Source organism: Shewanella sp. 125m-1, assembly GCF_052977065.1.
The window spans coordinates 133,009-154,444 of record NZ_JBRILT010000003.1; the positions used below are offsets into that span (position 1 = coordinate 133,009).

At 44.0% G+C, this 21,436-nt stretch carries 16 protein-coding genes; 9 read left to right on the forward strand and 7 right to left on the reverse strand.

All coding sequences use genetic code 11. The features are described from left to right. Positions 1-35: 35 nt before the first annotated feature. Positions 36-401, reverse strand: a complete 366-nt coding sequence (locus ACVBIK_RS02690) for a DUF805 domain-containing protein (RefSeq protein ID WP_447159479.1) — start codon at positions 399-401, stop codon at positions 36-38. Between the two features lie 416 nt (positions 402-817). Here ACVBIK_RS02690 and ACVBIK_RS02695 point away from each other — a divergent pair, with 416 nt between their 5' ends. Together ACVBIK_RS02695 and ACVBIK_RS02700 are read left to right on the forward strand one after the other, a co-directional pair. Continuing rightward, on the forward strand, positions 818-4,447 hold the full coding sequence (locus ACVBIK_RS02695; protein WP_447169043.1) for a hypothetical protein: 3,630 nt from the start codon (positions 818-820) through the stop codon (positions 4,445-4,447). A gap of 95 nt (positions 4,448-4,542) precedes the next feature. Next, positions 4,543-4,755: a hypothetical protein gene (locus tag ACVBIK_RS02700; protein ID WP_447159477.1), complete on the forward strand. Its 213-nt coding sequence runs from the start codon at positions 4,543-4,545 to the stop codon at positions 4,753-4,755. Between the two features lie 21 nt (positions 4,756-4,776). Here ACVBIK_RS02700 and ACVBIK_RS02705 read toward each other — a convergent pair whose 3' ends face one another. Continuing rightward, positions 4,777-5,859 carry a linear amide C-N hydrolase gene (locus ACVBIK_RS02705; protein WP_447159476.1) on the reverse strand — a complete coding sequence of 361 codons (1,083 nt, stop codon included), beginning with the start codon at positions 5,857-5,859 and terminating at the stop codon, positions 4,777-4,779. A gap of 95 nt (positions 5,860-5,954) precedes the next feature. On the opposite strand from ACVBIK_RS02705, the gene ACVBIK_RS02710 reads away from it, so the two are divergent. Further along, entirely contained in the window at positions 5,955-7,001 is a 1,047-nt protein-coding gene (locus tag ACVBIK_RS02710; RefSeq protein WP_447169044.1) for a GGDEF domain-containing protein, read from the forward strand. Between the two features lie 52 nt (positions 7,002-7,053). Here the strand turns inward: ACVBIK_RS02710 and ACVBIK_RS02715 are convergent, their stop codons facing one another. Further along, positions 7,054-8,355, reverse strand: a complete 1,302-nt coding sequence (locus tag ACVBIK_RS02715) for an NAD(P)/FAD-dependent oxidoreductase (RefSeq protein ID WP_447159474.1) — start codon at positions 8,353-8,355, stop codon at positions 7,054-7,056. Positions 8,356-8,768: 413 nt separating this feature from the next. On the opposite strand from ACVBIK_RS02715, the gene ACVBIK_RS02720 reads away from it, so the two are divergent. After that, complete coding sequence (locus tag ACVBIK_RS02720) at positions 8,769-9,155, forward strand: DUF2541 family protein (RefSeq protein ID WP_447159473.1); 387 nt, start codon at positions 8,769-8,771, stop codon at positions 9,153-9,155. Between the two features lie 164 nt (positions 9,156-9,319). Beyond that, on the forward strand, positions 9,320-9,832 hold the full coding sequence (locus ACVBIK_RS02725) for a hypothetical protein (protein WP_447159472.1): 513 nt from the start codon (positions 9,320-9,322) through the stop codon (positions 9,830-9,832). 140 nt (positions 9,833-9,972) lie between these two features. On the opposite strand, the gene ACVBIK_RS02730 is transcribed toward ACVBIK_RS02725, so the two are convergent. Beyond that, entirely contained in the window at positions 9,973-10,500 is a 528-nt protein-coding gene (locus ACVBIK_RS02730) for a hypothetical protein (RefSeq protein ID WP_447159471.1), read from the reverse strand. A gap of 392 nt (positions 10,501-10,892) precedes the next feature. On the opposite strand from ACVBIK_RS02730, the gene ACVBIK_RS02735 reads away from it, so the two are divergent. Further along, positions 10,893-15,233 (forward strand): collagenase, encoded by a 4,341-nt coding sequence (locus tag ACVBIK_RS02735; RefSeq protein ID WP_447169045.1) that lies wholly within the window; start codon positions 10,893-10,895, stop codon positions 15,231-15,233. Positions 15,234-15,429: 196 nt separating this feature from the next. Then, a complete protein-coding gene (locus ACVBIK_RS02740) occupies positions 15,430-15,720 on the forward strand; it encodes a DUF6482 family protein (protein WP_447169046.1) in 291 nt (96 codons plus the stop codon). Positions 15,721-15,756: 36 nt separating this feature from the next. Here the strand turns inward: ACVBIK_RS02740 and ACVBIK_RS02745 are convergent, their stop codons facing one another. Continuing rightward, on the reverse strand, positions 15,757-16,542 hold the full coding sequence (locus ACVBIK_RS02745) for an AraC family transcriptional regulator (protein WP_447159468.1): 786 nt from the start codon (positions 16,540-16,542) through the stop codon (positions 15,757-15,759). A 101-nt stretch (positions 16,543-16,643) separates the two neighbouring features. On the opposite strand from ACVBIK_RS02745, the gene ACVBIK_RS02750 reads away from it, so the two are divergent. Beyond that, the gene (locus ACVBIK_RS02750) at positions 16,644-17,894 is read left to right on the forward strand and encodes an MFS transporter (RefSeq protein ID WP_447169047.1); all 1,251 of its coding nucleotides are present in this window, start codon (positions 16,644-16,646) and stop codon (positions 17,892-17,894) included. Between the two features lie 58 nt (positions 17,895-17,952). Here the strand turns inward: ACVBIK_RS02750 and ACVBIK_RS02755 are convergent, their stop codons facing one another. Both ACVBIK_RS02755 and ACVBIK_RS02760 read right to left on the reverse strand, forming a co-directional pair. Continuing rightward, positions 17,953-19,014: a DUF2955 domain-containing protein gene (locus ACVBIK_RS02755; RefSeq protein ID WP_447162972.1), complete on the reverse strand. Its 1,062-nt coding sequence runs from the start codon at positions 19,012-19,014 to the stop codon at positions 17,953-17,955. Between the two features lie 69 nt (positions 19,015-19,083). Next, a complete protein-coding gene (locus ACVBIK_RS02760) occupies positions 19,084-20,151 on the reverse strand; it encodes an HlyD family secretion protein (RefSeq protein WP_447159465.1) in 1,068 nt (355 codons plus the stop codon). A gap of 100 nt (positions 20,152-20,251) precedes the next feature. Between ACVBIK_RS02760 and ACVBIK_RS02765 the strand changes: the two genes are divergently transcribed. Further along, entirely contained in the window at positions 20,252-21,118 is an 867-nt protein-coding gene (locus ACVBIK_RS02765) for a LysR family transcriptional regulator (RefSeq protein WP_447162973.1), read from the forward strand. The last annotated feature ends 318 nt before the right edge of the window (positions 21,119-21,436 follow it).

A 21,436-nucleotide genomic window follows, 5' to 3' on the forward strand; every position in this document is an offset into this window, starting at 1 on the left:
GGCATTTTTATTTACGCGCTAACTCTACAACAGTATTAAGCCAGTTTAGGGTTGCAGCCCCACTTATTGTCTTCAGTCTTGCTATCAAGCACAAAGAAAATCAACAGGATTATCGCACCAATAAATGGGATCAATAAGATCAGCAACCACCAACCACTCTTGTTGATGTCATGCAGACGACGAACGGATAGCGCAAGGCTAGGAATAAATACCGCTAGCGCATATAAGCCACTAAACAGTCCCAATCCGGTTTCTAAACTCATGGTACCAAACAGGGTATCAAGCACTGATAGAACAATACTGAAGATGATATTGAATAAGGCAAACATCCAATATTCTTTACGTCTTGAGCGGCCTGAAAAATCAAAATATTTTTTAAAAGCAAGAAGATACCAATCCATGTATAGTTCCTTTTTATGATGACGATAAATATCGTATTAGCACGCATAGTAAACAATCAAAAGCCACAGTTTCAAGCCCCATAAGATAACTAAGTTAAGATAGCTAAAATAAAAGAACTAAAATAAGGTCACTATTTTAGTTCAGTTTAATCTAGATATGACTCGGGGTAGCTGATAGTTCAATCGGTACCATTCATATACAGAAGACCACGCATTCATCAAGCTATCGCATTGCATCGAATGAATTTTCGCCAGCAACAAGCACGTTGTGCCACTGTCATCACACATTTCCAGTTATAAAGTAACTTTATTAGCTAAACCTCTACTATCAAACAATAAATCAGTTAATCTCCCATGTAAATATCGTCGGCATTCCAGCATATTTGGAATGGATTCAATGTTAATAGGACAGAAGTATGGACGCATTCAGCCACCTGCAAGTTATCGAGTTTAACCGCCACCAAGCCACTAGCATCGAGCAAGCCTTACAAATCTATCAAGCCAAACTAGAAGCTCATCAAGCCTTTGATAAAAGCGGTCGATTAAACTTGGTATTTATGGATAACAGCAGCGGCGCGCGTGAGCATCTGCAGCTTGATAACCTACAAGATAAACAGCTAGCAATGAAGGCGCTGAGCCTGAATCCAGACGGCGGCTATCGAAGCAATTATATCGTTAGCAGCGACCGCGAGCTTTATCTGTCTGAAACCCTGCTATTTGCCCTCGCGCTTGAACATGAATCGCTAATACCGCAACTGCGTAATACCGCCCAAGCCATGGTCAATTACGCCCGTTTTGAAAACGACACCAGTAAAATGTGGCTCGATGATACTCGGGTATTTGGCGCAGAACCGCTTTATATGATGGCGGCCAAAGATGCTAACGATGCAGTCTATTTAGCGCAGTTTTTTATCCCATACTGGGATGATGAACATGCAACCGGCTATGAAGATATGTTGTTAAGCTTACTTGAGCAACATGGCTGGTGTGAGGCAATGATTAACGCCTTTATCTGGTGTGACAATCCACAGTTTAGATTCGCTTTCTACGGCAGTGATTGGGAGCAGCCAACCCCTAGATATCAGCCTCTTGGGGATTACTTAAAAGCTAATCCAGCGCAATACCCACGCTTTATTGAGTTAGTAAAGCAGCGCTTTAATGGCTTACCGGTCTTAGTTTATAGCGAAAATGAGCCTCTTTATAAGCAAAATCCCGTGTTGGATATCTATACCACACTACTTGCAGAGTGCTGCGGCCAACATGATGAAGATAGAAATCAGGAGCTAGCCGGGCATTTTATTAATGACAGCCTCGAAAATGAGGCGATGGATCTACAAAACCAACTCAAACTAGAACTTAACAAACCGCTGTGTTGTTATGCCGGTAGCGTTGCTCATAAGCAAGCGCTCCGATGCCAACGCGACAAGCGCGAAAAGGACCGTGATAAGTATCTCGGCGGTCTGCACATGTTCAGCGAATTTATTGCTAGCCTAGAGAATAGCCACGACCTACTCGCATACATCTCTACAGGTGAAAATCCTCAAGTACTTGATGACATTCAATCCTTTAATTTTATTAAGCACTGTAAACAGCATGCATTGTCGCTTTTCGAAACTATCGACGAAACCTGCTGGGAGATGAATAACTTTAATTCTGTGCGAGAGAACTTCCATGAACCTTTGCATTACCTAGCAAAAGATCTAATGCAAGATATAGATGATGACATGGATGAGGAAACGGTGAACGGCTTCATTCGCCGAGTCAGCATTCGCTCAGATGTTCACTCTAACAACAGCGCCAATAACAGCTCTAATAATGGCGCTGATATTGAAGCAATGACAGCAGCTAACACCCAACCACAAAGCCAAGTGCGCAGCGCGCAAACCATGCTGCGTTTTATCGATATTTTCTATCGCTTATTCGGCCAGCAGCCCTTCGATGATGAACTGTGCGATATCCTGAGCGGAGAGTCTGTATACCAAGCGATTATCAGTGTTGAAGGCTTCTACGCTCGCTTTATGCCAATCGACGCCACAGCAAAACTTGACTCAGAAATAAGCGTAAAAGAGCGAAAATCCCTTGAGAGCCTGCTCGATGATTTTAGCGATATGGACAGTGTCGTCACTGCCGATATGCTTGAGCAAAGTGATGAGCTATTTGCTAATCGAGCCTGCTTAAATAGCCAAGATTGGCCTGAAGATGAGCTCGGCATCGACGCTCTTTGCGCATACTTACTTTTGCAAGATAAACAGCACAATATTAATGATGACTACACTCAGGCGTTGCAAACCAAGCTGAGTGGCGTGTTTGAGCGTGCCGTTAACTTGATGCTAGAAAACGCCGATATTCTAGGCGAAGGTCCCTTTACTGAAAAAGGCTTAAACGACAGCGAGCTTGCACAGGTAAAAGGCTATTTTACTGGACCAACGCCAGAGCTACATCAAAAACAGATAATCGCACTGTTAAACCAGCACCTTTATGGCCAAGATATCTGCCGCCAAACGGTACTCCATTTCCCTAAAATCAGCCCAATGCAGAAGAGCTATCTGTTTTTAAATGATTATGATGAAGATTATCAACGGGTGGTGCTAGCTTGTTTTTGGCTTAAACAGCTCAATAGCCCAGAAGCGTTAATCGCCAAGCGTATTTGGCAATTATTAGTCGCTATGGCGCCGATTAGAATTATCGGGCTGATGTGTAAAGCCTTTAGCGAACATACCCGCAGATGCATGTTTGACACACCGCAAGATGAAATAAACTTTTTCGATATGCTCAACAGCCATGGCATCGATAAAGCCTTCACTCAGACCTATCAAGTTGAGCAGTATATCGATAGATCATCACGCACGGATGATTACCTTAATTTAGTGGAATTAATGGGTGAGCTCGTTGATGAAGACTCTGATGTTACAGAGCCGGGCATGATAGCTGCAGCAAGACGCCAAGATGCCAAGGCGTTACTGTGCGGCCTAGATTATAGTTATCAACCGATTAAGCTTAGCTTTCATAAGCATGTGGCAATGCGCTTCCCTAGCCGCCCGTTGGCACTCGATAATGAGCTACAGCAATGCCTTGAGGACTTTATCAAACTCAATAATAACTCGTGGGAACAGGTGATTGAGCGTAAGTTTAAAGATGCTACAGTGTATTTTGACTTTTTATCAGACGAAAGCGACCTACCCAAAAAACTGAGATTGCCAGTTACCCTGCACCCCAATGCCGATCTTAACCAAACTCGTCACTGTGACAAGATGAGCTGGATTAATGCCACTATCGCCCAGCATGTCGGTGACGAATTACAAATCTTAGTCGCCGACAAGAATTTCCCCCGTGACGGCAAGCTTTATATCGCAGGTCAGTTGCTTATCATTAATGACAGCGTCGATGCACAAAGCGTGATTAACGCCGTTGCCCAACTGCCTAGTAGTGAAGAGCGTGAACTGTTACTTAAGCAAAATCTATGGGCGTACCTGCAGGGGAATTTAGCCTATGATGCCTTTGCAACTCAGTTTAGTGAATGTATAGAATACGAAACGGTTACTGGCCTAAAAGAGCGCCAAAGTCATAGTTTAGGCCAATACTTGTGGCTACTTGATGATGAACGCTGCGGCCGTTTGCTGCACTTACTGGCTAATCATAGTTATCGTAGCTACAAGATTATTTTCGAGCAGCTTGTTACCGGCTATATGGACCAGCTTGCCCTACAAGGCAAAATGGATTTAGCCACTCGCTTAGAGTGCGATGAAGATGATTATGAACAGGCTGCGTATCAAGCAATGCTTGATTGGTTATTTAGTCATGATGTGAAACCTGAATACCTGCTGCTATATATGATCAAAAACTACCATCCATGCATGGCCGATTATATTGCCGCCATGGCACGCCGAAATGAAATCAAATCCTTAATGCCGTTTTTACATATTCAAACCAAGGTAGATCTAGTCGACATATTGGCTGAACAAGCAGATTGCGCCGAGCTAATGAGCCTTTTTACCAAAGAAAAGTCACGACAAATACGCGATCGTGTAGAAGCAGCATTAAAATAAATAGCACCAAGCTCTCAACTAACGAAGTTGGTACTTTTTTATAGTACCAACTTCGCCTAAATTGTTTAAAACCAACAAAAGTAAGGAAGTACAATATGTTAAAAGCTATTTTAATCAGTATCGTTTGCTTTGCCGCTTTTGCCGGGCTACTTCAAGGTACGCATCATCTCTATATTGCTTACGCTGACAATGAAGTCGCGTTATACGGTGTTGCGGCACTGATTTGTCTTATGTGGGCTTGCCTGATTGGTGGCTTTGTCAGCCTGGCTTATCCCACTCTAAAAAAATGGTGGCTACAACAGCGATAGTGACTTAGAGCGATATTGGCACTAAAGCAAATTCGCGTAGGGATCTTCACAGCGCTGCAAATGACTAACCATATCACCTTGAAGTTCAGGGTGATTATTAGCTGTTTGCTTGTCATTGTTGACCGAAATAAGCTGAACTTTGGCGCAATGATCAATTTCAGCGTTCGTAGCAAGCCAAACTGGCATCATATTCAGTGGGTTAATAAAGTAATATTGACCCGCTTTATGGTCACTTAAGTTCGTCCAACGCGTACACGTTGCCTCAGCCTTTTTATCTGGGTTAAAGAGAAATGGCACGGCACCGTTTTGCATCAGCGCACGTGTCTGCGCCAACACAGCAGCAGGATCTTGTGCGGCATCAGATAAGGTCAAATAAAAAGCGGCTCGCTCAAAACTTTGCGTAGGTGATGTGCCACCTGGAACGGTAAACATTGGCGTCGTGATTGCAGGCTCCGTTTGCCCCCATTGATATTGCCAATATTTTAAAATATTTAATTGGGTCGGATAATCAGGCTCATTGGTTACGATTTGATCTGCTTCCCCAGAATAGACACTCAATTGGCCTTCTTTCACTTCGATAATCGCTGATTGCCCATCTTTATCTGATATCGCAAGATGAATATTACTCGGCACTAATGCTGTCGCATTGCCCCCTTCTGGCACATTATCTTGAATTAACTGTAAATGATTATTGCGTGCATATTCGACCACAGACTTAACACTCGAAAAGCAATCTAAAATATACTGTGGCCAACGTAGTACGCTAATGTTGCCATTTTTCAATTGTGGATTAGGCTCACCATAGGTCGCTGGGGTATCGTACAACGCATTTACCACTAGACCCTTTACATTCATGCCATCAACTGTCGCATAACCTTGGATATTGTCCCCCATCACAGAGGCCACACTGGCATACGTAGAGTGCCAGCAAAATATCGCATCAGGGCCGATATCAAGTTCATTGGCTTTCGCTACACTTAGCCCCTTCTTAGCCAACCCTTTTGGGAAATGAAATAAACTCGCCTCTATAGGCCTAAACCAGTTCATATTTCTGCCCGTTACAGGAAAGTTCGGATTGAGGTTATTTAACACTCTTAAGCACATATTAGTTCCTTTAATTGCTATTATTTTTAAATGGTTGCTTGAAATAAACCCAAAGTACAATAACATGTAGGCAACAAGGTAGGAATGGAAGTAACATGGATGCTATAGAGCTAGATAACACTCATCGGCTAAGATGCTCTGTATTAGCAGGTGTGTGTGGATTATTAGGTGCAATAGGCTGTTTTCTCGGTATCATCAACCTATTTATTAGTGGGAAGTGGCCAGTTTTAGCCTATTTACAGTTCCTTTACAGTCTATTCTCATTCTATTTATTGTGGCGGGTGTACAACAATAAACATAAAGTTTGGCAAACTCACCTCTATGTTTCCAGTCTAACGGCCCTAGTCATCTATGCCGTTTATATCTCTGCAATCAATAGCTTTATTTTTTGTTGGGCATTAGTTCTCCCTACAGTGTATTACCTTATTCTTGGTAAAAAATATGCAAGCATTCCCATCTTTATCATGTTTATTATGGTTACCATTGATCTCATCAATAAGTATGGCCTTGCCTTAAGCCCTGTCTTAGTCAACTTTATCTGCAGTTATCTGATAATTTGGATTGTTTCTCATACCTACGAAAAAAATAGAGCCCACTCGGAAGCTAAGCTACAAAAGCTAGCCCTCAAAGATCCACTCACCCAAAGCTTTAATCGACTTGCGCTCACTAGAAAATTTGCGCTGGCTGACACGCAATCAATGAACAAAAACGATAAAAACATGCATATGCTGATCTTAGATATTGACCACTTTAAGCATATTAATGACAACTATGGCCATGAGGCTGGTGACCATATCCTTCAGCGCTGTGCCAATTTGTTAAGCAGTATAGCGGGCGATAACAATATTTTTCGTATTGGTGGAGAAGAATTTTGCGTGCTTGTTGAATCTGCTGGCAACAAAGAAGCGATTGCTTTAGCTGAGTCAATCAGAGCTCAGATAGCGAGTGCTATTTTTGTAGTACAAGATAAGAGTATAGATATAGAGGTGGGGATCACAGTCAGTATCGGTATCAGTCATTATCGCCAAGGAATGGATTTATCTCACCTGCTACGAGAGGCCGATCTATGCCTTTATCAGGCCAAAGGAAATGGTCGAGACCAAGTGGTCTACCCATTACTATCTTTACCCGTTTCAGCCTAAATACAGGCCTGAGTTCTCATTTTGCGACTCAAGCCTGACTCATATAGGCGAACTAGTGCAGCTTCATTCTCGGTCTCACCACTCGCATCAGCTTTTCGGCACACCATAACGCGATGGTCTTTAAGGTGCCATGAATGGCTTGCTGATGCATACGATATAGCGAAATATAAACCAGGCGTGCAATCTTACCTTCAACAAACATGCTGTTTTTAGTTAGGTTGCCCATCAAGCTACCGACTGTGCTATAACGCGAAAGATTAACCAGTGAGCCATGATCGACATACACATAATCATGTAGCGGCTCACCTTTCAGCTCATTAAGAATGTTCTTCTCGACACACTCTGCCATCTGATGCGCAGATTGTGCTCTTGGTGGCACAAAGCTGCCATCGGCTTGCTGACAAGCACAGCAATCACCAATCACGTAAATATCATCGCTTACGGTACTGAGTAGATTAGGCTTAACCATAATTTGGTTAGCACGGTTAAGCTCAAAAAAGCCGATATCTTTAATAAAGTCTGCCGCCTTAACGCCTGCAGCCCAAAGCATAATGTTAGCTTCAATTAACTGACCTTCAGAGGTCACAAAACCTTCAGCCGTCGCTTCGCTAATACGGGTGTTTTCCATCACATTAACCCCCAATTTACTTAGCTCAGTTCTTGCCGAGGTGGCAATACGTTCAGGCAAGGCTGGTAAAATACGCTCACCCGCCTCAATCAAGTGAATATTAAGTTTTTCAGCCGTCATCTTGCTTAAGCCGTAAACTTTAAGCATATCGGTTACATGGTACAGTTCAGCCGATAATTCAACACCTGTTGCGCCGCCGCCCACGATGGCAATATTAAGCTCATTAATCGTTTCTGACTGATGCACTCGCGTAAAGCTGTCTAGCAACGCATTATGAAAACGATTCGCTTGCTGATGTGAGTCTAGGAAGAAGCAATTCTCTTTAACACCTGGAGTATTAAAGTCATTACTGACGCTACCAATTGCGATGACTAATTTGTCATATTGAATTTGACGTTCAGGCAACATCACCTTACCCGCCTCATCAATAATGGGCGCCACAGACAGTGACTGACTTTTCTCATCTAAACCACAAAATGTGCCTAGCTGAAACTGATAACCATGTTTAGCTGCGTGAGCAGAATACACAACGCCATCAAGCGCAGAGTCCAGTGAGCCCGTCGCCACTTCATGCAATAATGGCTTCCAAATATGAGTACGATTCTTATCGACTAAGATAATTTGGGCTAGGTTTTTTCTACCCAGTTTATGCCCCAATTGCGTTGCTAGCTCTAAACCACCAGCGCCACCACCTACAATCACAATTTTTGGGTTTGCCGATCTCATCACTTCATTCCTCTATAGGCCAAATATTGCGCCCTTTACAAGGCGGCAATCGAGCCAGACTCTAAATTAACTATCACTTACTTAATACTGCTATGTTGACGCAAAACATGACCTAAGTCACGTTGATAAAATCCAAAAATTTGACATTTTTCAGCACTTTTAACTAGCCAGCAAAAAAGTCACAACACAACAGGGTGGATAAAATCACCAATGACAGCATCTTTAACACTTAAGTAAATATCACCTATTTATTACCACTAGAGCTTACAAGCTTACATTGAGCAGCAAGCGAACTTGTCGCTCTGCGCTTATTCAAATTATTGCTAGTGATGTCTAACTTCATTCAATATTTGCTAGCGCGAAAGCAAACAAAAGACTAATTTAGCCGCCCTTTTCATTCACTAACCGAAAATATGAATATCAAATCCTTTGTGGCTGGCTTAATGATGGCTGCAAGCATGCTAGCAGTAAGCAATATTGCTATGGCTGATGAGCAAATTACTTTAGGTCGTACGATCTTATTGAGCGGCGGCGATCACGGCGCAAAAATTCCGCTATTGATTTGCCGTAAAACTGACGCGATTCGTGTAAAGGCTGAGCGCGATCTGCATTTAGAAAAAATCAAAGTCACCTTTAATAACGGCCAGACTAAGACAATTCGCTTCTATCGTGATCTAAAGAAAAACCAACACACTGACTGGCGTGGTTTCGCTTACCGTCGCTGTGTAAAAAAGCTGGAAGTCTTCGGTAACTCTGATGGTTCTAAAGCAGGTGTTAAAGTTTACGGCCGTAAAAAGTAATACCTCCAGAAGTAGACGTCTGTACTATTGACGACTTATTTAGCGGTTGCTACTTTAGCCGATAAAGTAAAGTGACTGTATTTATGTCAAGCACCACCGTGAGTGGTTACTCGGGATATTTATGGTCATTTTAAAGGATGTGTTTGACTTACATGGAGTAAATTATGAAAAAGATTCTTCTTTGCACATTCGTGCTAAGCCTTTGCGCCTGCAAAAGTAACGACATCAAAAACATTGCAGATTCCGTTTCAGATATCGCTAGCATAGGCTCATCCACTAGCGGCTCTTCTAATCCAGGTTACAGCCACGACAAACCACAATATTCAAATCAATCTGAAGATGTTTATGCCGCACTGACGGGGAAAACGAGCAGAGATTTTGGCGTTATTCGCTCAATTGAATCTGAAAAAAACCCTAAAGGCATGACCATGGTGCGTTTCGTTGCCTTCCATCAAGATAGTGGGGCAGCAATGGAAAGCGATCAATACCTATATGCCGTTGATGACAATGGCTGGATGGCAGATAAAAGCATAGCTGCGTACGATACTCGCACGACGATGCTTAATAGCGGCCAATATTACCTGAAAGCAAAATCAGACCAAGGCAAGTTCTACACCACCGGAATGATCAATGTCACCCCTGGAGTAACTAACGTAGTGACGATTGATCTCGAGTAGCTATAGCCTAAATATGTCTGCGATAAACACCAATCCTAATACAAAAATGACCACTTAATAGTGGTCATTTTTCATTGAGCTATGATCATTGAGCCATGATTCATTGAGCCATGATTCATTGAGCCAATGCTTATTGGAAGTTAATTGGCTTGTTGCTGACATTCGAGCAATAGCTGCTGAAAATGCGCGCCTAAATCTTGGCTAGCAAACTCTTCACTTGCCGTTGCCATCTGCTGCAACTGTTGTAACCCTTGCTCAACACCTTGTTCGGCAATGATCTGTTTAGCGTAAGCCGCCGCATCGGCGCCTTTTTGCAGCAGGCTAGACATATTCTCTAGGCTAAAATCCTGCTCCATCAAGCCTTCTAGTTCACTAAGCAGCTCTGCAATCTTTGCCGACTCGACTAAAGCGCCCTCAACATTAACAAGCTCACCAACTGGATCCATCTCCAGTTTACTGGCAACACAAGCAGCAACACTACCTGCGTCGGCGCCATTTGCTACCGCTTCAATGCCTTGAGTACGGATCTGTTCAATTACTTGCTGTAACTGCTCATTTTTGGCTAACCAAGCTTGTTCTAATTGCTGCTTTTCATCACCACCAAAATAACCACAACCACTTAGGCTAAACGCCAAAACAGCCGGAACTATAACCGTCTTTAACTGCATTTATATACTCCAAAAATCAAAGGCTAATTAGCCACTACCGCTAGTATACCTAGTTAATTAAATAGCGACTTTTAAACTTAATTAATCTTCACAAAAACTTCCTGCAGGCAGGATCCATAACAGCAAGAGATAGAACTCACTTTTTGCTCCACCTTTTCAGTTTTTTCCTCTTTTTTATGAACCTAAATCTCATTTAAATTTCATCAAACTTTGACTTTGTATACATTATATTGTTAAGGTTCGGTTAAATTTAACAATAAAATAACAAGCAGCTTAACTCGGATGGTTAAGTATTTACAGTCAAAAGGAAGTTGATACGACTAATTTAGGGATCCGGTTAAGGTTATAGCACCTAACCTCAACACCCTCTAACCTACTGAGGTTATATAACTATGATAAAAAAGATAACAACCAACTTCCCCAATATTCTTTCGCGCAAATCCATCTTAACCAGTGCGATCCTTGCATCAATCAACGTCGGAGCTGTACAAGCTGCAGAAATGTGCGGCGACAAAACCTTAGACCGGCAAGGTGAAGTACCGGCGAATCAAACTCACTGCATCACCGATTATGGTCATTACCTGTATATTAATGTTCCTTACGAAAACAGTAATGTCACTATCAGTACATCAGGTGGCACCTATACCGGTAGTGATGCCGAGTTAATACTCTACGATGGCAGCGACTGGAGCGGCAACCAAGAACTTATTAGTAATACTCCAGGCACTAATGACGAGCAGCTTTCTTTTGTTTCTCGTGCTGGTGAACGATATTTTAAAATTAATGGCAACATTCAAGAAACCACATTAGAAGTGACTATTACGGGGGGAGATGTACCACCGCCTATGGGTGACTACATTGTGTTTAATACCAATATTGACGTTGCTCTGCCAGCTCCTGCTATCACCTCTAAGAGCCAATATGGTGCTACGATTGCAACCATTCTGGCCGCCAGCTATAGCGACTTTGAAACCATTGCAGGAGCAAGCCAAGATCCCATTACTGACGTTGCTGAAGCGCTACATTACTTAGCAAGCGCTGATGACTTAGCCGATCCAGATCTAAACCAACTTCTATATTTTCTCGCATCATATAAATATTACGCAGAGGCAATGACAGATGCTGAAGCGCAGCAATTGAGCATTGCGCTGCAGGCTGTAGCCAAAATGACTAACTTTATCGGCGATGCTGGCGGCGTTATCCAAGAAGGCTTTGCTGGTGCATTGAAGAATTTCGAGCGTGGTGCAGGAGCGGTATACTTTAAAGATCTACTGCCTCATCTCCTTGCCAGTATTCAATATTACTCAGAGCAATCTAACCCATTTGCAGGTAACAACGCGGGTGATGCGGCAATGGAGCTGCTAAAGGCCATTAATTCTGCGGCCTATTATGGTGACTCTGCAACAAAAGCTGCTTATAACGACAATATGCTCGACGTATTGTCTGTTATGCGCTCTTTTGCTTATCTAGGCGAAACTTCACTTGATATGCGTTGGCCTGCAGAAGACGATAGAAAGTGGATTGTGCCACATACTCTTATCGCGCTAGGAAAAATATCAACCATTGCGACTGATGAAGCAAAAGCACGCTTTGACAGTACAGTGCTAGAAGTTCATGACAAAATTTCGGCGATCATCTCTCTTGAGGCGACCGAAACTATGGTGACTAAGAATTACTTAGAATCTGCCGAGCGCCAATGTGAAGCCGGTGATGCCTTGTTTGGTAAGTGTATCGTGCCGCCAAAAGAGGAAGATATTTTAAGCGTGCGTCATGAGTGTACTGACAAGTTAATCATTCGCGCTCAAAGCAGTATCTCACAAGCAACGCTAACTCAATCTTGTGCCGACTTGGCCGAGCAAGAAGCTGAGTTTCACGCCTTCTTTAATACTAATGGCATTCCGGTAGCAGGCGATCAAAATGAAGTACTTGAGGTCGTAGCCTTCGCTTCACCTGAAGATTATGAAAAATATGCCCCAGAGTTCTTTGGTATTAGTACTGATAATGGCGGTATGTACCTTGAAGGTTCACCTGAGGTTGTAGGCAATCAGGCACGCTTTATTGCCATGCAGTGCCCGGATTCATGGGTTGGCAACTCTTGCCAATATGAAGATCAAATCTATAACCTGCGCCATGAATTTGTGCATTACCTAGATGGCCGTTATATCAAAAAAGGCTCTTACGGTTCGTTCGACTACAACGTGTCTTGGTCAGAAGGTATGGCAGAGTATTTAGCCAACGGTCATGATCACCCAAGAACCAATAACACGCTAGAAGGCAAGACCATTCCACCGCTCTACAACCTACTGTTTATGGCTTATGGATACGATGAGCTCTATCCTTGGAGTTATTACGCAATGCGTTATTTGTCTGAAGAGCACCCTGACGAAATTGTGAAGGTAACCCAAGCACTGCAAGCCGGTGACAAAGATGCCTATACAGAAGTACTCAAAGGCGTGGCCGAGCGCACTGAATCTGGTTTTGAAGCGTTTGTCTTAGCGAATGCCGATGTTGTTGCCCCACCAGCTGCCACAATACCCGCAAACAATGTAATAGGTGAGTGTGCACTAACTCAGCAATATGCGCGTCATATCGATGCCGAGAAAATTGACTTTACTATTACTAACAGCACTGACACACCAGTATCGCTGTTCTGGGTAGACAATAATAAAGGCACAGCCAACTTTGCTAACAATTATAAAACGCTGAATCTTGGTGAAAGCTACAGTTCTGAAAATTGGCGTCAAGGCGATCGCATGATGCTGAGCGACAACGCAATGAACTGTTTAGGTGTGAGCGTAATGACCCATGCCAGCAACGACTTCACGATTGAGCAAGAATTGGTAAAAGATGTAATTCCTGAACAGATCCCAGCACAAGATCTTCTTGGAAGCTGTGATCTTGTAAGACCACACTTAATTAAAGGCGAATCACACGAATTCACGATTACTAACACCACTGATTACCCTGTACGCTTGTTCCGTGTTGATAACCTCACTGGCAAACTTAAGTATGAAAGCGCCGCCACGGGCTTTGACTTTGGCTATGGCACACTCAACCAAGGCGAAAGTTATACATCGGATATTTGGTATGGTGACCGTCGCTTTGTGGTAACCGATGCGCGTCTTAATTGTTTAAGTGTCGGCGTACTCAATAATCCAACAGCTGACTTTACCATTGATGAAACCACTATCGCTAACGCGGCAGAACCAGAAGTCATTCCAGCAGCGAATACCATTGGTAGCTGTGATCTTCAAGCTAAGCACTTAGTGGGTCCATTTGAAGCTGACTTCTCATTTACAAATACCACTAATACACCTGTACGTATTCACCGCGTAGACAATGAAACCGGAGAGCTCAGTGAGAGCTTTGGCTTTACTACCATAGCTAACGGTGAGACCTACGACAGTGCCACCACTTGGAAGTGGTTTGGTAACCGCCGCGCAGCCATTACTGATGAAAACAATCAGTGTTTAGGCGTAGCTGTGATGGACCAAGAGGAAGAGATCAATGAGTACCTAATTACTGACGAATTGCTCGATGGTAATGTTACCGTACCAGTTGATACTGACGGCGATGGCGTGATTGATAGCCAAGATGCATTCCCAAATGATCCATCTGAAACTACTGATAGCGATGGTGACGGTGTGGGTAACAACGGCGATGCCTTCCCGAATGATGCGACTGAATCTGTCGACTCTGATGGAGACGGTGTGGGTAACAACGGTGATGCCTTCCCGAATGATGCGACTGAATCTGTCGACTCTGATGGAGACGGTGTGGGTAACAACGGCGATGCCTTCCCTAACGATGCGACTGAATCTGTCGACTCTGACGGTGACGGCGTAGGCAATAACGGCGACGCCTTCCCTAATGATGCGACTGAAGCGGTAGACTCAGATGGTGACGGCGTGGGCAATAACGGCGATGCTTTCCCTAACGATGCCACTGAAACGGTCGATACTGATGGAGACGGTGTGGGCGACAACAGCGATGCCTTCCCAAGCGATCCAAATAATGGCGTGGTAGCACATTGCGGCGCGGCGACAATTAGTTCTGGTAAATTAACCCTTGAAAAACAAGAGTGCGTAAGCGGCGGTAAATCAAGCTTCTACGTATGGGTTGAGCAGGACAACACCGATCTCTATATCAGCACGCAAGGCGGTGATGGCAATGCCAACATTTACTTCAGTGCAGACACTTGGGCATCAGCAACAAGCTCGCAAGCTAAGTCTGAAGCGAGTGGTAATAATGAGCAACTACATGTTGTCGCTAATCGCGGCTGGCGCTACATTGCCATCGATACCAACTCAAGCTACAGCGGTGTATCAATGACCGTTAGCCTAACTGACAATTCGACAGAAACTCCTGTTGAACCAGTGGAGCCGGAAGTACCAACAGCATTAGAAAACATGTGTGCCACCTGCACGGCTAAAGATTATGGCAGCATCAGTAATGGTGTCCCTATCTGTGTTGAAAACGGGCGTTCATCTTTCTACATCTACATTCCAAGAGACACGCAAAGCTTAACCGCCGAAACTGGTCACGGAAGTGGAGAGCTGGAACTATACGTCGGTGAAAGCTGGCCTGATGCCGACAACAACACGGGGAAGTCAACCAATGTGGGGACTCAGGAGCAAGTTGTTGTTCAGCAACCTGATTATGGTTGGTACTACATTTCAGTGCAGAGCACACCAAGCAGTGAGGATGTCACACTGAAGGTCACGCTCAAATAGGCTACTTTCAACGGTATTCATAACAGACTCGCTAAAAAGCAAACCCATGTGGTTTGCTTTTTTTTATGTCTGGCGTCTGATGTATGGTGCCAGCCTAATGTTAACCCATTCATTTACAGAAATAGGCTGAACCCTTTTAGCATTTCGAGCGTAATGCTCTGTAGCGATAGTCACTGCTGCTTAATAGGAGATAATTATGGATATGCGTCAGTCACTCAACCAAACATTACACACTTCGTCGACCCAGCCTCGCATCATTGGTGTCGCCGACGCGCCACATTATCTTGTTGGTGCAATGGATGACAAAGATAACTTTATTCGACTGGATGAGGAAACCAGCGTGCAATGTGTCACTTCGCTTGCCCAAGCAAAGCAATTATTACGACGTCATCACTATCAAGTAGCAGAGCTTGAATATCAAACCGCTTACGATGAAATGTGCGGCCTTTCGTGCACCGGCAACTACAAAGAAACCATTAAACTTTAACCGATAACGCCCTAAGCAATTGCACTTATCGAGCGACTAATCTTTTAGTTTCATATATTGCTTAGGTGATTGGCCCAACGTCTTTTTGAAAAAAGTAATGAACGCACTAACAGACTCATAACCTAGCTCTTCAGCAATACGCTGCACCGAATCGCCTGTCGCCAGTTTTTGTAAAGCTAAAACAATATGTAGCTGTCCACGCCAACGACCAAAACTAAGACCGATTTCACTCTTAACTAAACGCGCAAGCGTGCGCTCACTCATCGCATATTGTCCCGCCCATTGCGCTACTGTGCGCCTATCTTCTGGCGATGTAATCAAGGCATTGGCAATGGATTTCAATCTCGGCTCAGTCGGGATAGGAAAGTCATAGTGCTGTGTTGGCATAGTCCGCAGCTGATCGATAAGCACTCCCACCAATTTGTCGGTTGAGCTATTTTGCGGATAATGTTGTTCAACAAGCGTCAAATGAGCAATGAGCTCTCTGATTAAAGGAGTCACAGATAAAGTACAACTGCGATCAGGCATGCCAGCGACATCAGGGTCGACAAACAACATACACACATTAGCGTTTTTCGAGATCTGATTGCAGTGAGGCACCTGGCTTGGGATCCAAACAGCACAATTGGGTGGCACAATCCAAATTGCGTCATCAATTTTACATTTTACAAAGCCACTCAGTGCGAGTACCAATTGACACTTTCGATGCTGATGAAACGGAGTTTCAGCATCTTCTTCTTCCCCGACTAAGCGCAGTGCCACCACAGGTTGAGGGTAATTGTCGGAGTCAAACTCCGGTAGTGAGGGCGTACCGAACTTCATAGCATGACCGTTTTTAGCAACATAGAGTCACTATAGCTCAATACAGCAAGCATTTAGAAGCGTAAGCTATCGCACTTTCATATTCTCAAAAGGTGCCTATTATGACGTTATCGCATCCTTCTCGTGTTGCCAGCAGCGCATTTTTACTGCTTGGTGTGTTATTAATCTCCATTAGCTTACGCAGCCCTATTACGGGTGTTGGCCCTTTACTTGACGCCATAAGAACAGACTTGCACCTGTCTGCAACACAGGCAGGAATGTTGACCACCTTGCCTTTGTTAGCTTTTGCTTTCTTCTCACCCGTTGCCTCCAAACTTGCACGCAAGCGTGGTCTTGAGCAAGCGCTCATGCTATCGCTATTGTTTATTCTTATCGGTTTAACAGTCAGGTCTTTGGGTTCATCAAGCACTCTTTTTCTCGGAACCGTCATCATAGGTGCCGGTATCGCCTTTGCTAACGTGCTACTACCAAGCTTAATGAAGCGCGACTTTCCAACTAAAATTGCCACCATGACCTCGATGTACGTATTGATGATGGGCGCGGGCTCAGCAATGAGTGCGAGCTTAGCGATACCGTTAGTCGATATGGCTGAACAGTTATCGATAAGTTTTATTCCAAGTTGGGCGTTTTCATTGGGTAGTTTAGTGATATTCCCGATTATCGCGATCTTGGTATGGCTGCCACAGATGCGTAACCACACACCACCAAGCAAAGACACGCAGGCGCTCGATAGCCATAGTTACTTATGGCGTCACGTTAGCGCTTGGCAGATCACGCTATTTTTGGCTTTAAATTCTTTCTTGATGTATATCTTTATCAGTTGGCTGCCGACAATTTTAGTCGACTGCGGTTACAGCCATCATGAGGCGGGGGTGATCCATGGCATGTTGCAACTGTTCACAGCGGTACCCGCTTTAGTATTAATTCCGTTTATGAGTAAGCTTAAAGACAAACGCTTGCTCAGCTTTGGCCTAACATTTTTGGCATTTATTGGCATTATGGGGCTGCTACTGAAACCTGAGTTTGCCATGGTTTGGGGTATGTTATTTGGCTTTGGTGCTGGAGGTGGCTTTATTCTAGCATTAGCCTTAATAAGCCTGCGTACCGCTAGTGCACACCAGGCTGCGACGTTATCAGGTATGGCGCAGTTTTTAGGTTATCTGTTGGCAGCCACAGGCCCTATGATAATTGGCGAGCTACACGAACAAACCGCAAGTTGGCAGTTGCCATTAATCATCTGCGCTATTTGTGCAGTACTCTGGGGGGTGTTCGCATTTTTAGCGGCAAAAGATGAGTTAATCCAGCCTCCTAATCACAATGGCAATGACGCATTAGTCACAGCCCAGCCTTAGATCCGCAAGTAGCAAGGGAGCATAAAACTCCCTTGTTATCGCCGCAATGCTCTATCGCCTAACTCGCCTTCACCCCTAAAGAATTGGGTTTTATTATCCGTACTAAAAAGTGATGAACAATCCAAATCACTACCGAGGTCAAAATCACGGCCACGACGATTGAACTAAACCGGTAACAGATAGAGAAAAATGCATCTTGCTGCTCAGGAATAAAAGCACTTGTTAGCGGCACCGTCAGTGCCGACATCGCCGAAAAACCGATCCCCGCTTTGATACCTCCGATTGCCAGCCAGCGGCAAAATATAGCGGCTGCAATGGCGTACCCCAGCAAAAATAGCAGCATGTTGTTCGCTAAGCTATAGAGAGTTAACTGCAGCACTAAACCTGCTAAACAACCTAAAAATGTGCCGATGATACGGATTTTAGCTACCGCCATAGAGCCAATAAAAGTCATCGGCGCCAGTACAATAAAAATAGAAGCTTGAGCCGATAAGGAATCATTGAGATCTGCCACTTGAAACAGGATAAATGCCGCCATGGCAATAATCCAGCCGAGTGCGGCTTGCCTCACCATGCCTACATGATCTTTGCGTTGATTATCGATATGCGCCCGAGCGCCATTATTGCTGTCTAAGCTGGGTAAAGCCTGTTTAGTGACAGGCTCAGGAAATAGATAGAATGCAAGAGCGACAACGGGCCCAGTTAGCAGGGCAGAAGCAAGTAACCCCATTACAAAATCTTCTAAGTCAAAGCCTTGATAACTGCCAAAGTTAAGCAAAATCGAGCCCATTAATAGCCCAATATAACCAAAAAGGTAGCTGCTTTTATGGGTCATGGCGATACACTTAAACATCATCATAATCGCTACAGCTAGGGTCATTAATAGTGGGTAAGGCTGGAAAAATCCAACAATAAAAGTGACCTGTAAACAGACCCAAGTTACCCCCAAAATAAGCTGCACTATGATGCCTGTGTTCCACCTATCAATTTGAGTTAAGACAAACATGGGTAACAGCGCGGCAAACATGCCGTTTGACCAGCCAAACACTAAGGTAACAGCCAAGCCAAACACACAACCAAACCAGATCCGTTGAGTCTTTATTAATGTTTTTCGTTGCACAACCAGCCCCCCTTGCACGGCTTAAAATCAGTAAACCTTGGCTTAAACTCAGTAAATGTTGACTTAAAATCAGTAGATATAATGAAGTAAGCTCACAATATGAATTTGAGCCTTAGCCAGAAATCCCCACACAATATTGTCTTCTGGATACAATACGACTGTAGCGCGAGAACCAACAAATAGCGGTTGTGGTAAAGGGTTGTGGCTGGTTAAGTTAATTCTGACTCGCTGTGCATCACGTACCCAGCGGTTATTAACTTCCACATGAGTCAGCTGGCCGTTAGGGCTTTGCTGCGCGGCGGCGACACCAAAGTCACGGCTTTGCACATTGAAGCTAAAGACACGCCCCGGAAACGCGTCAAATGCCACCAGTGCGCTTGTTTTAGGGGTAATATTCGCAACCGCTTTTTCTCGATAATCCGCCGCAACCCAAAGCGAATCAGTGGGAATAAATGTCAGTAGCGGCATGTTCGCATTGGCGGTACTGCCCACTTTGAGCTGCAAGTTGGTCACCACACCATCGCTAGGGGCAAACACTTGGGTATGAGAAAGGTCTAATTGCGCCTGCTTTAATGTATTTTGTGCGGCGCGAACGCCACTACTTTGCCCTGGAAGTCCACCTAACTGCACTTTTAACACGAGCAACTCCTGCTTAGCAGCATGCAGATTCGATAGCGAGGCATTATTGTTAGCCAGCGAATTATCCAGCATCGACGCCGAAACTAACTTTTGCTTTGCCAATTTATTTATTCGGTTAAATTCGCTATTGGCATTTTTAAAAGCGGCCTGATTAGTCGCAACATTAGCTTCAGCCACTGCAACCTTGGCATACATAGCCTCTTCTTGTTCGCTCGCCTGCTCTAGCGCTAACTGCGCCTTTTCCACTGCCAATCGGTATTTACGGTCATCAATGCTAAAAAGCGGGTCACCTTTACGCATTTTTTGATTATTCTCAGCCTGAACGTCCACCACAGTACCTGTTACTTCTGCTGCGACTTGAACCACATAGCCTTGCACCCGGCTTTCAGTGGTGAGTGGAGCATAGCGATCAGCAATAACGATATAGCCAATAAAAATAATAAATAGAATAATGAGGCTTTGCATCCAACGACGAAAAGCATGTTCTGCGGTTTGCATGGATAAGTCCAAGGTCGATCTGAGGGGCAAGTATTATAGATATTGCTAATTAGATTAAATAGAATGACAAATAGCGCATTTACAACCTATAGGTAGGACAATGAACATTAGCATGGATGATCTACACCTGTTTGTATTAACTGTTCAACATGGAGGGATCAGCGCTGCAGCAAAACAGCATTCGTTACAGCGTTCGAAAGTAAGCCGGCGCTTACAAGAACTGGAAAAGGCTTTGGGTTGCCAATTACTTATTCGCACCACACGCCAAATAGAGCTCACAGAAAATGGTCGCTTGTTGTACCAGCAAATTAATCAGCCATTAAGTGGCGTGGCGCAGGCGGCAAAGTTACTCAGTAATCAGCAAAAGTCTTTGCAAGGGGTATTAAGAGTCGCCGTTCCCGCCGCGCTTATTACCTCTAATATGTTCAGCCTATTGATCGATAATTATCTTGAGCAGTTTCCAGATGTATTATTAGAAGTGTTGCATTGTCAGGAAAGTGTCGACCTTAAACGAGACAACGTCGATATCCAGATCTTACCCGATGGGGTTAAGGTGATAAATGAGGATTATGTACAGCAAACTCTATTGCGATTCCCGAGTAGCTTAGTCGCGTCTGCTGATTACTTGCAAAATCATGAGCCTATAGTCGATTTTGACGACTTGTTTAAGCACCCTATCATGGTGAGCCGTTATAATTTTGCATCACTCCCCGACAACCTCACTATTAGGCTGTGCTCTGACGATTTACGCTTAATTCAGCACATGGCAAGCAGTAACAAAGGCGTCGCCCTATTGCCAACCATCTTAGTCCAAGATGCGCTTAAATCAGGCGAGTTGCTCGCAGTGTTACCCAAAGAAAAGCTGCCAGAAATCAAACTCACCTTAATCTATGCTTCTAGGCAGTTTTTACCAGAGAAGAGCCGAGCATTGATCGAGCTGCTTAGGGATACCTTTAAGTTCAATTAGCAGCCTAGCGTGAGTGCTAAAAATACCAATTCTAAATCTAATGGAAGCCTCCAATGTGAAAGCTCGCACTAACTTAGATAAAAGGATTTACATTCAAAGAGAACAATATTGCTAACTACACTGAAGCTATAGCCTGTCGCTCAATCTCTACAGCGAGTACTTTTCCTGCGACTTTCTTACACTTTGTAAGAGAAGCAAACATGACTCAGTAACGACCATATCTGCTGCATAGCAGTGGGGAGCCTGCAGTATCATTGATGACAAACTCTTACTGACAGAAATGAAAAAGCCAGCAGCGAATCGCTACTGGCTTTTAAT

Bases quoted from the DNA above. Each gene is read 5' to 3' on its own strand.
- ACVBIK_RS02745 (WP_447159468.1), bottom strand. From the start codon at position 16,542: ATGAAGTTCGGTACGCCCTCACTACCGGAGTTTGACTCCGACAATTAC.
- ACVBIK_RS02720 (WP_447159473.1), top strand. From the start codon at position 8,769: ATGAATATCAAATCCTTTGTGGCTGGCTTAATGATGGCTGCAAGCATG.
- ACVBIK_RS02700 (WP_447159477.1), top strand. From the start codon at position 4,543: ATGTTAAAAGCTATTTTAATCAGTATCGTTTGCTTTGCCGCTTTTGCC.
- ACVBIK_RS02715 (WP_447159474.1), bottom strand. From the start codon at position 8,355: ATGAGATCGGCAAACCCAAAAATTGTGATTGTAGGTGGTGGCGCTGGT.
- ACVBIK_RS02705 (WP_447159476.1), bottom strand. From the start codon at position 5,859: ATGTGCTTAAGAGTGTTAAATAACCTCAATCCGAACTTTCCTGTAACG.
- ACVBIK_RS02740 (WP_447169046.1), top strand. From the start codon at position 15,430: ATGGATATGCGTCAGTCACTCAACCAAACATTACACACTTCGTCGACC.
- ACVBIK_RS02730 (WP_447159471.1), bottom strand. From the start codon at position 10,500: ATGCAGTTAAAGACGGTTATAGTTCCGGCTGTTTTGGCGTTTAGCCTA.
- ACVBIK_RS02750 (WP_447169047.1), top strand. From the start codon at position 16,644: ATGACGTTATCGCATCCTTCTCGTGTTGCCAGCAGCGCATTTTTACTG.
- ACVBIK_RS02725 (WP_447159472.1), top strand. From the start codon at position 9,320: ATGAAAAAGATTCTTCTTTGCACATTCGTGCTAAGCCTTTGCGCCTGC.
- ACVBIK_RS02760 (WP_447159465.1), bottom strand. From the start codon at position 20,151: ATGCAAACCGCAGAACATGCTTTTCGTCGTTGGATGCAAAGCCTCATT.
- ACVBIK_RS02690 (WP_447159479.1), bottom strand. From the start codon at position 401: ATGGATTGGTATCTTCTTGCTTTTAAAAAATATTTTGATTTTTCAGGC.
- ACVBIK_RS02735 (WP_447169045.1), top strand. From the start codon at position 10,893: ATGATAAAAAAGATAACAACCAACTTCCCCAATATTCTTTCGCGCAAA.
- ACVBIK_RS02765 (WP_447162973.1), top strand. From the start codon at position 20,252: ATGAACATTAGCATGGATGATCTACACCTGTTTGTATTAACTGTTCAA.
- ACVBIK_RS02695 (WP_447169043.1), top strand. From the start codon at position 818: ATGGACGCATTCAGCCACCTGCAAGTTATCGAGTTTAACCGCCACCAA.
- ACVBIK_RS02710 (WP_447169044.1), top strand. From the start codon at position 5,955: ATGGATGCTATAGAGCTAGATAACACTCATCGGCTAAGATGCTCTGTA.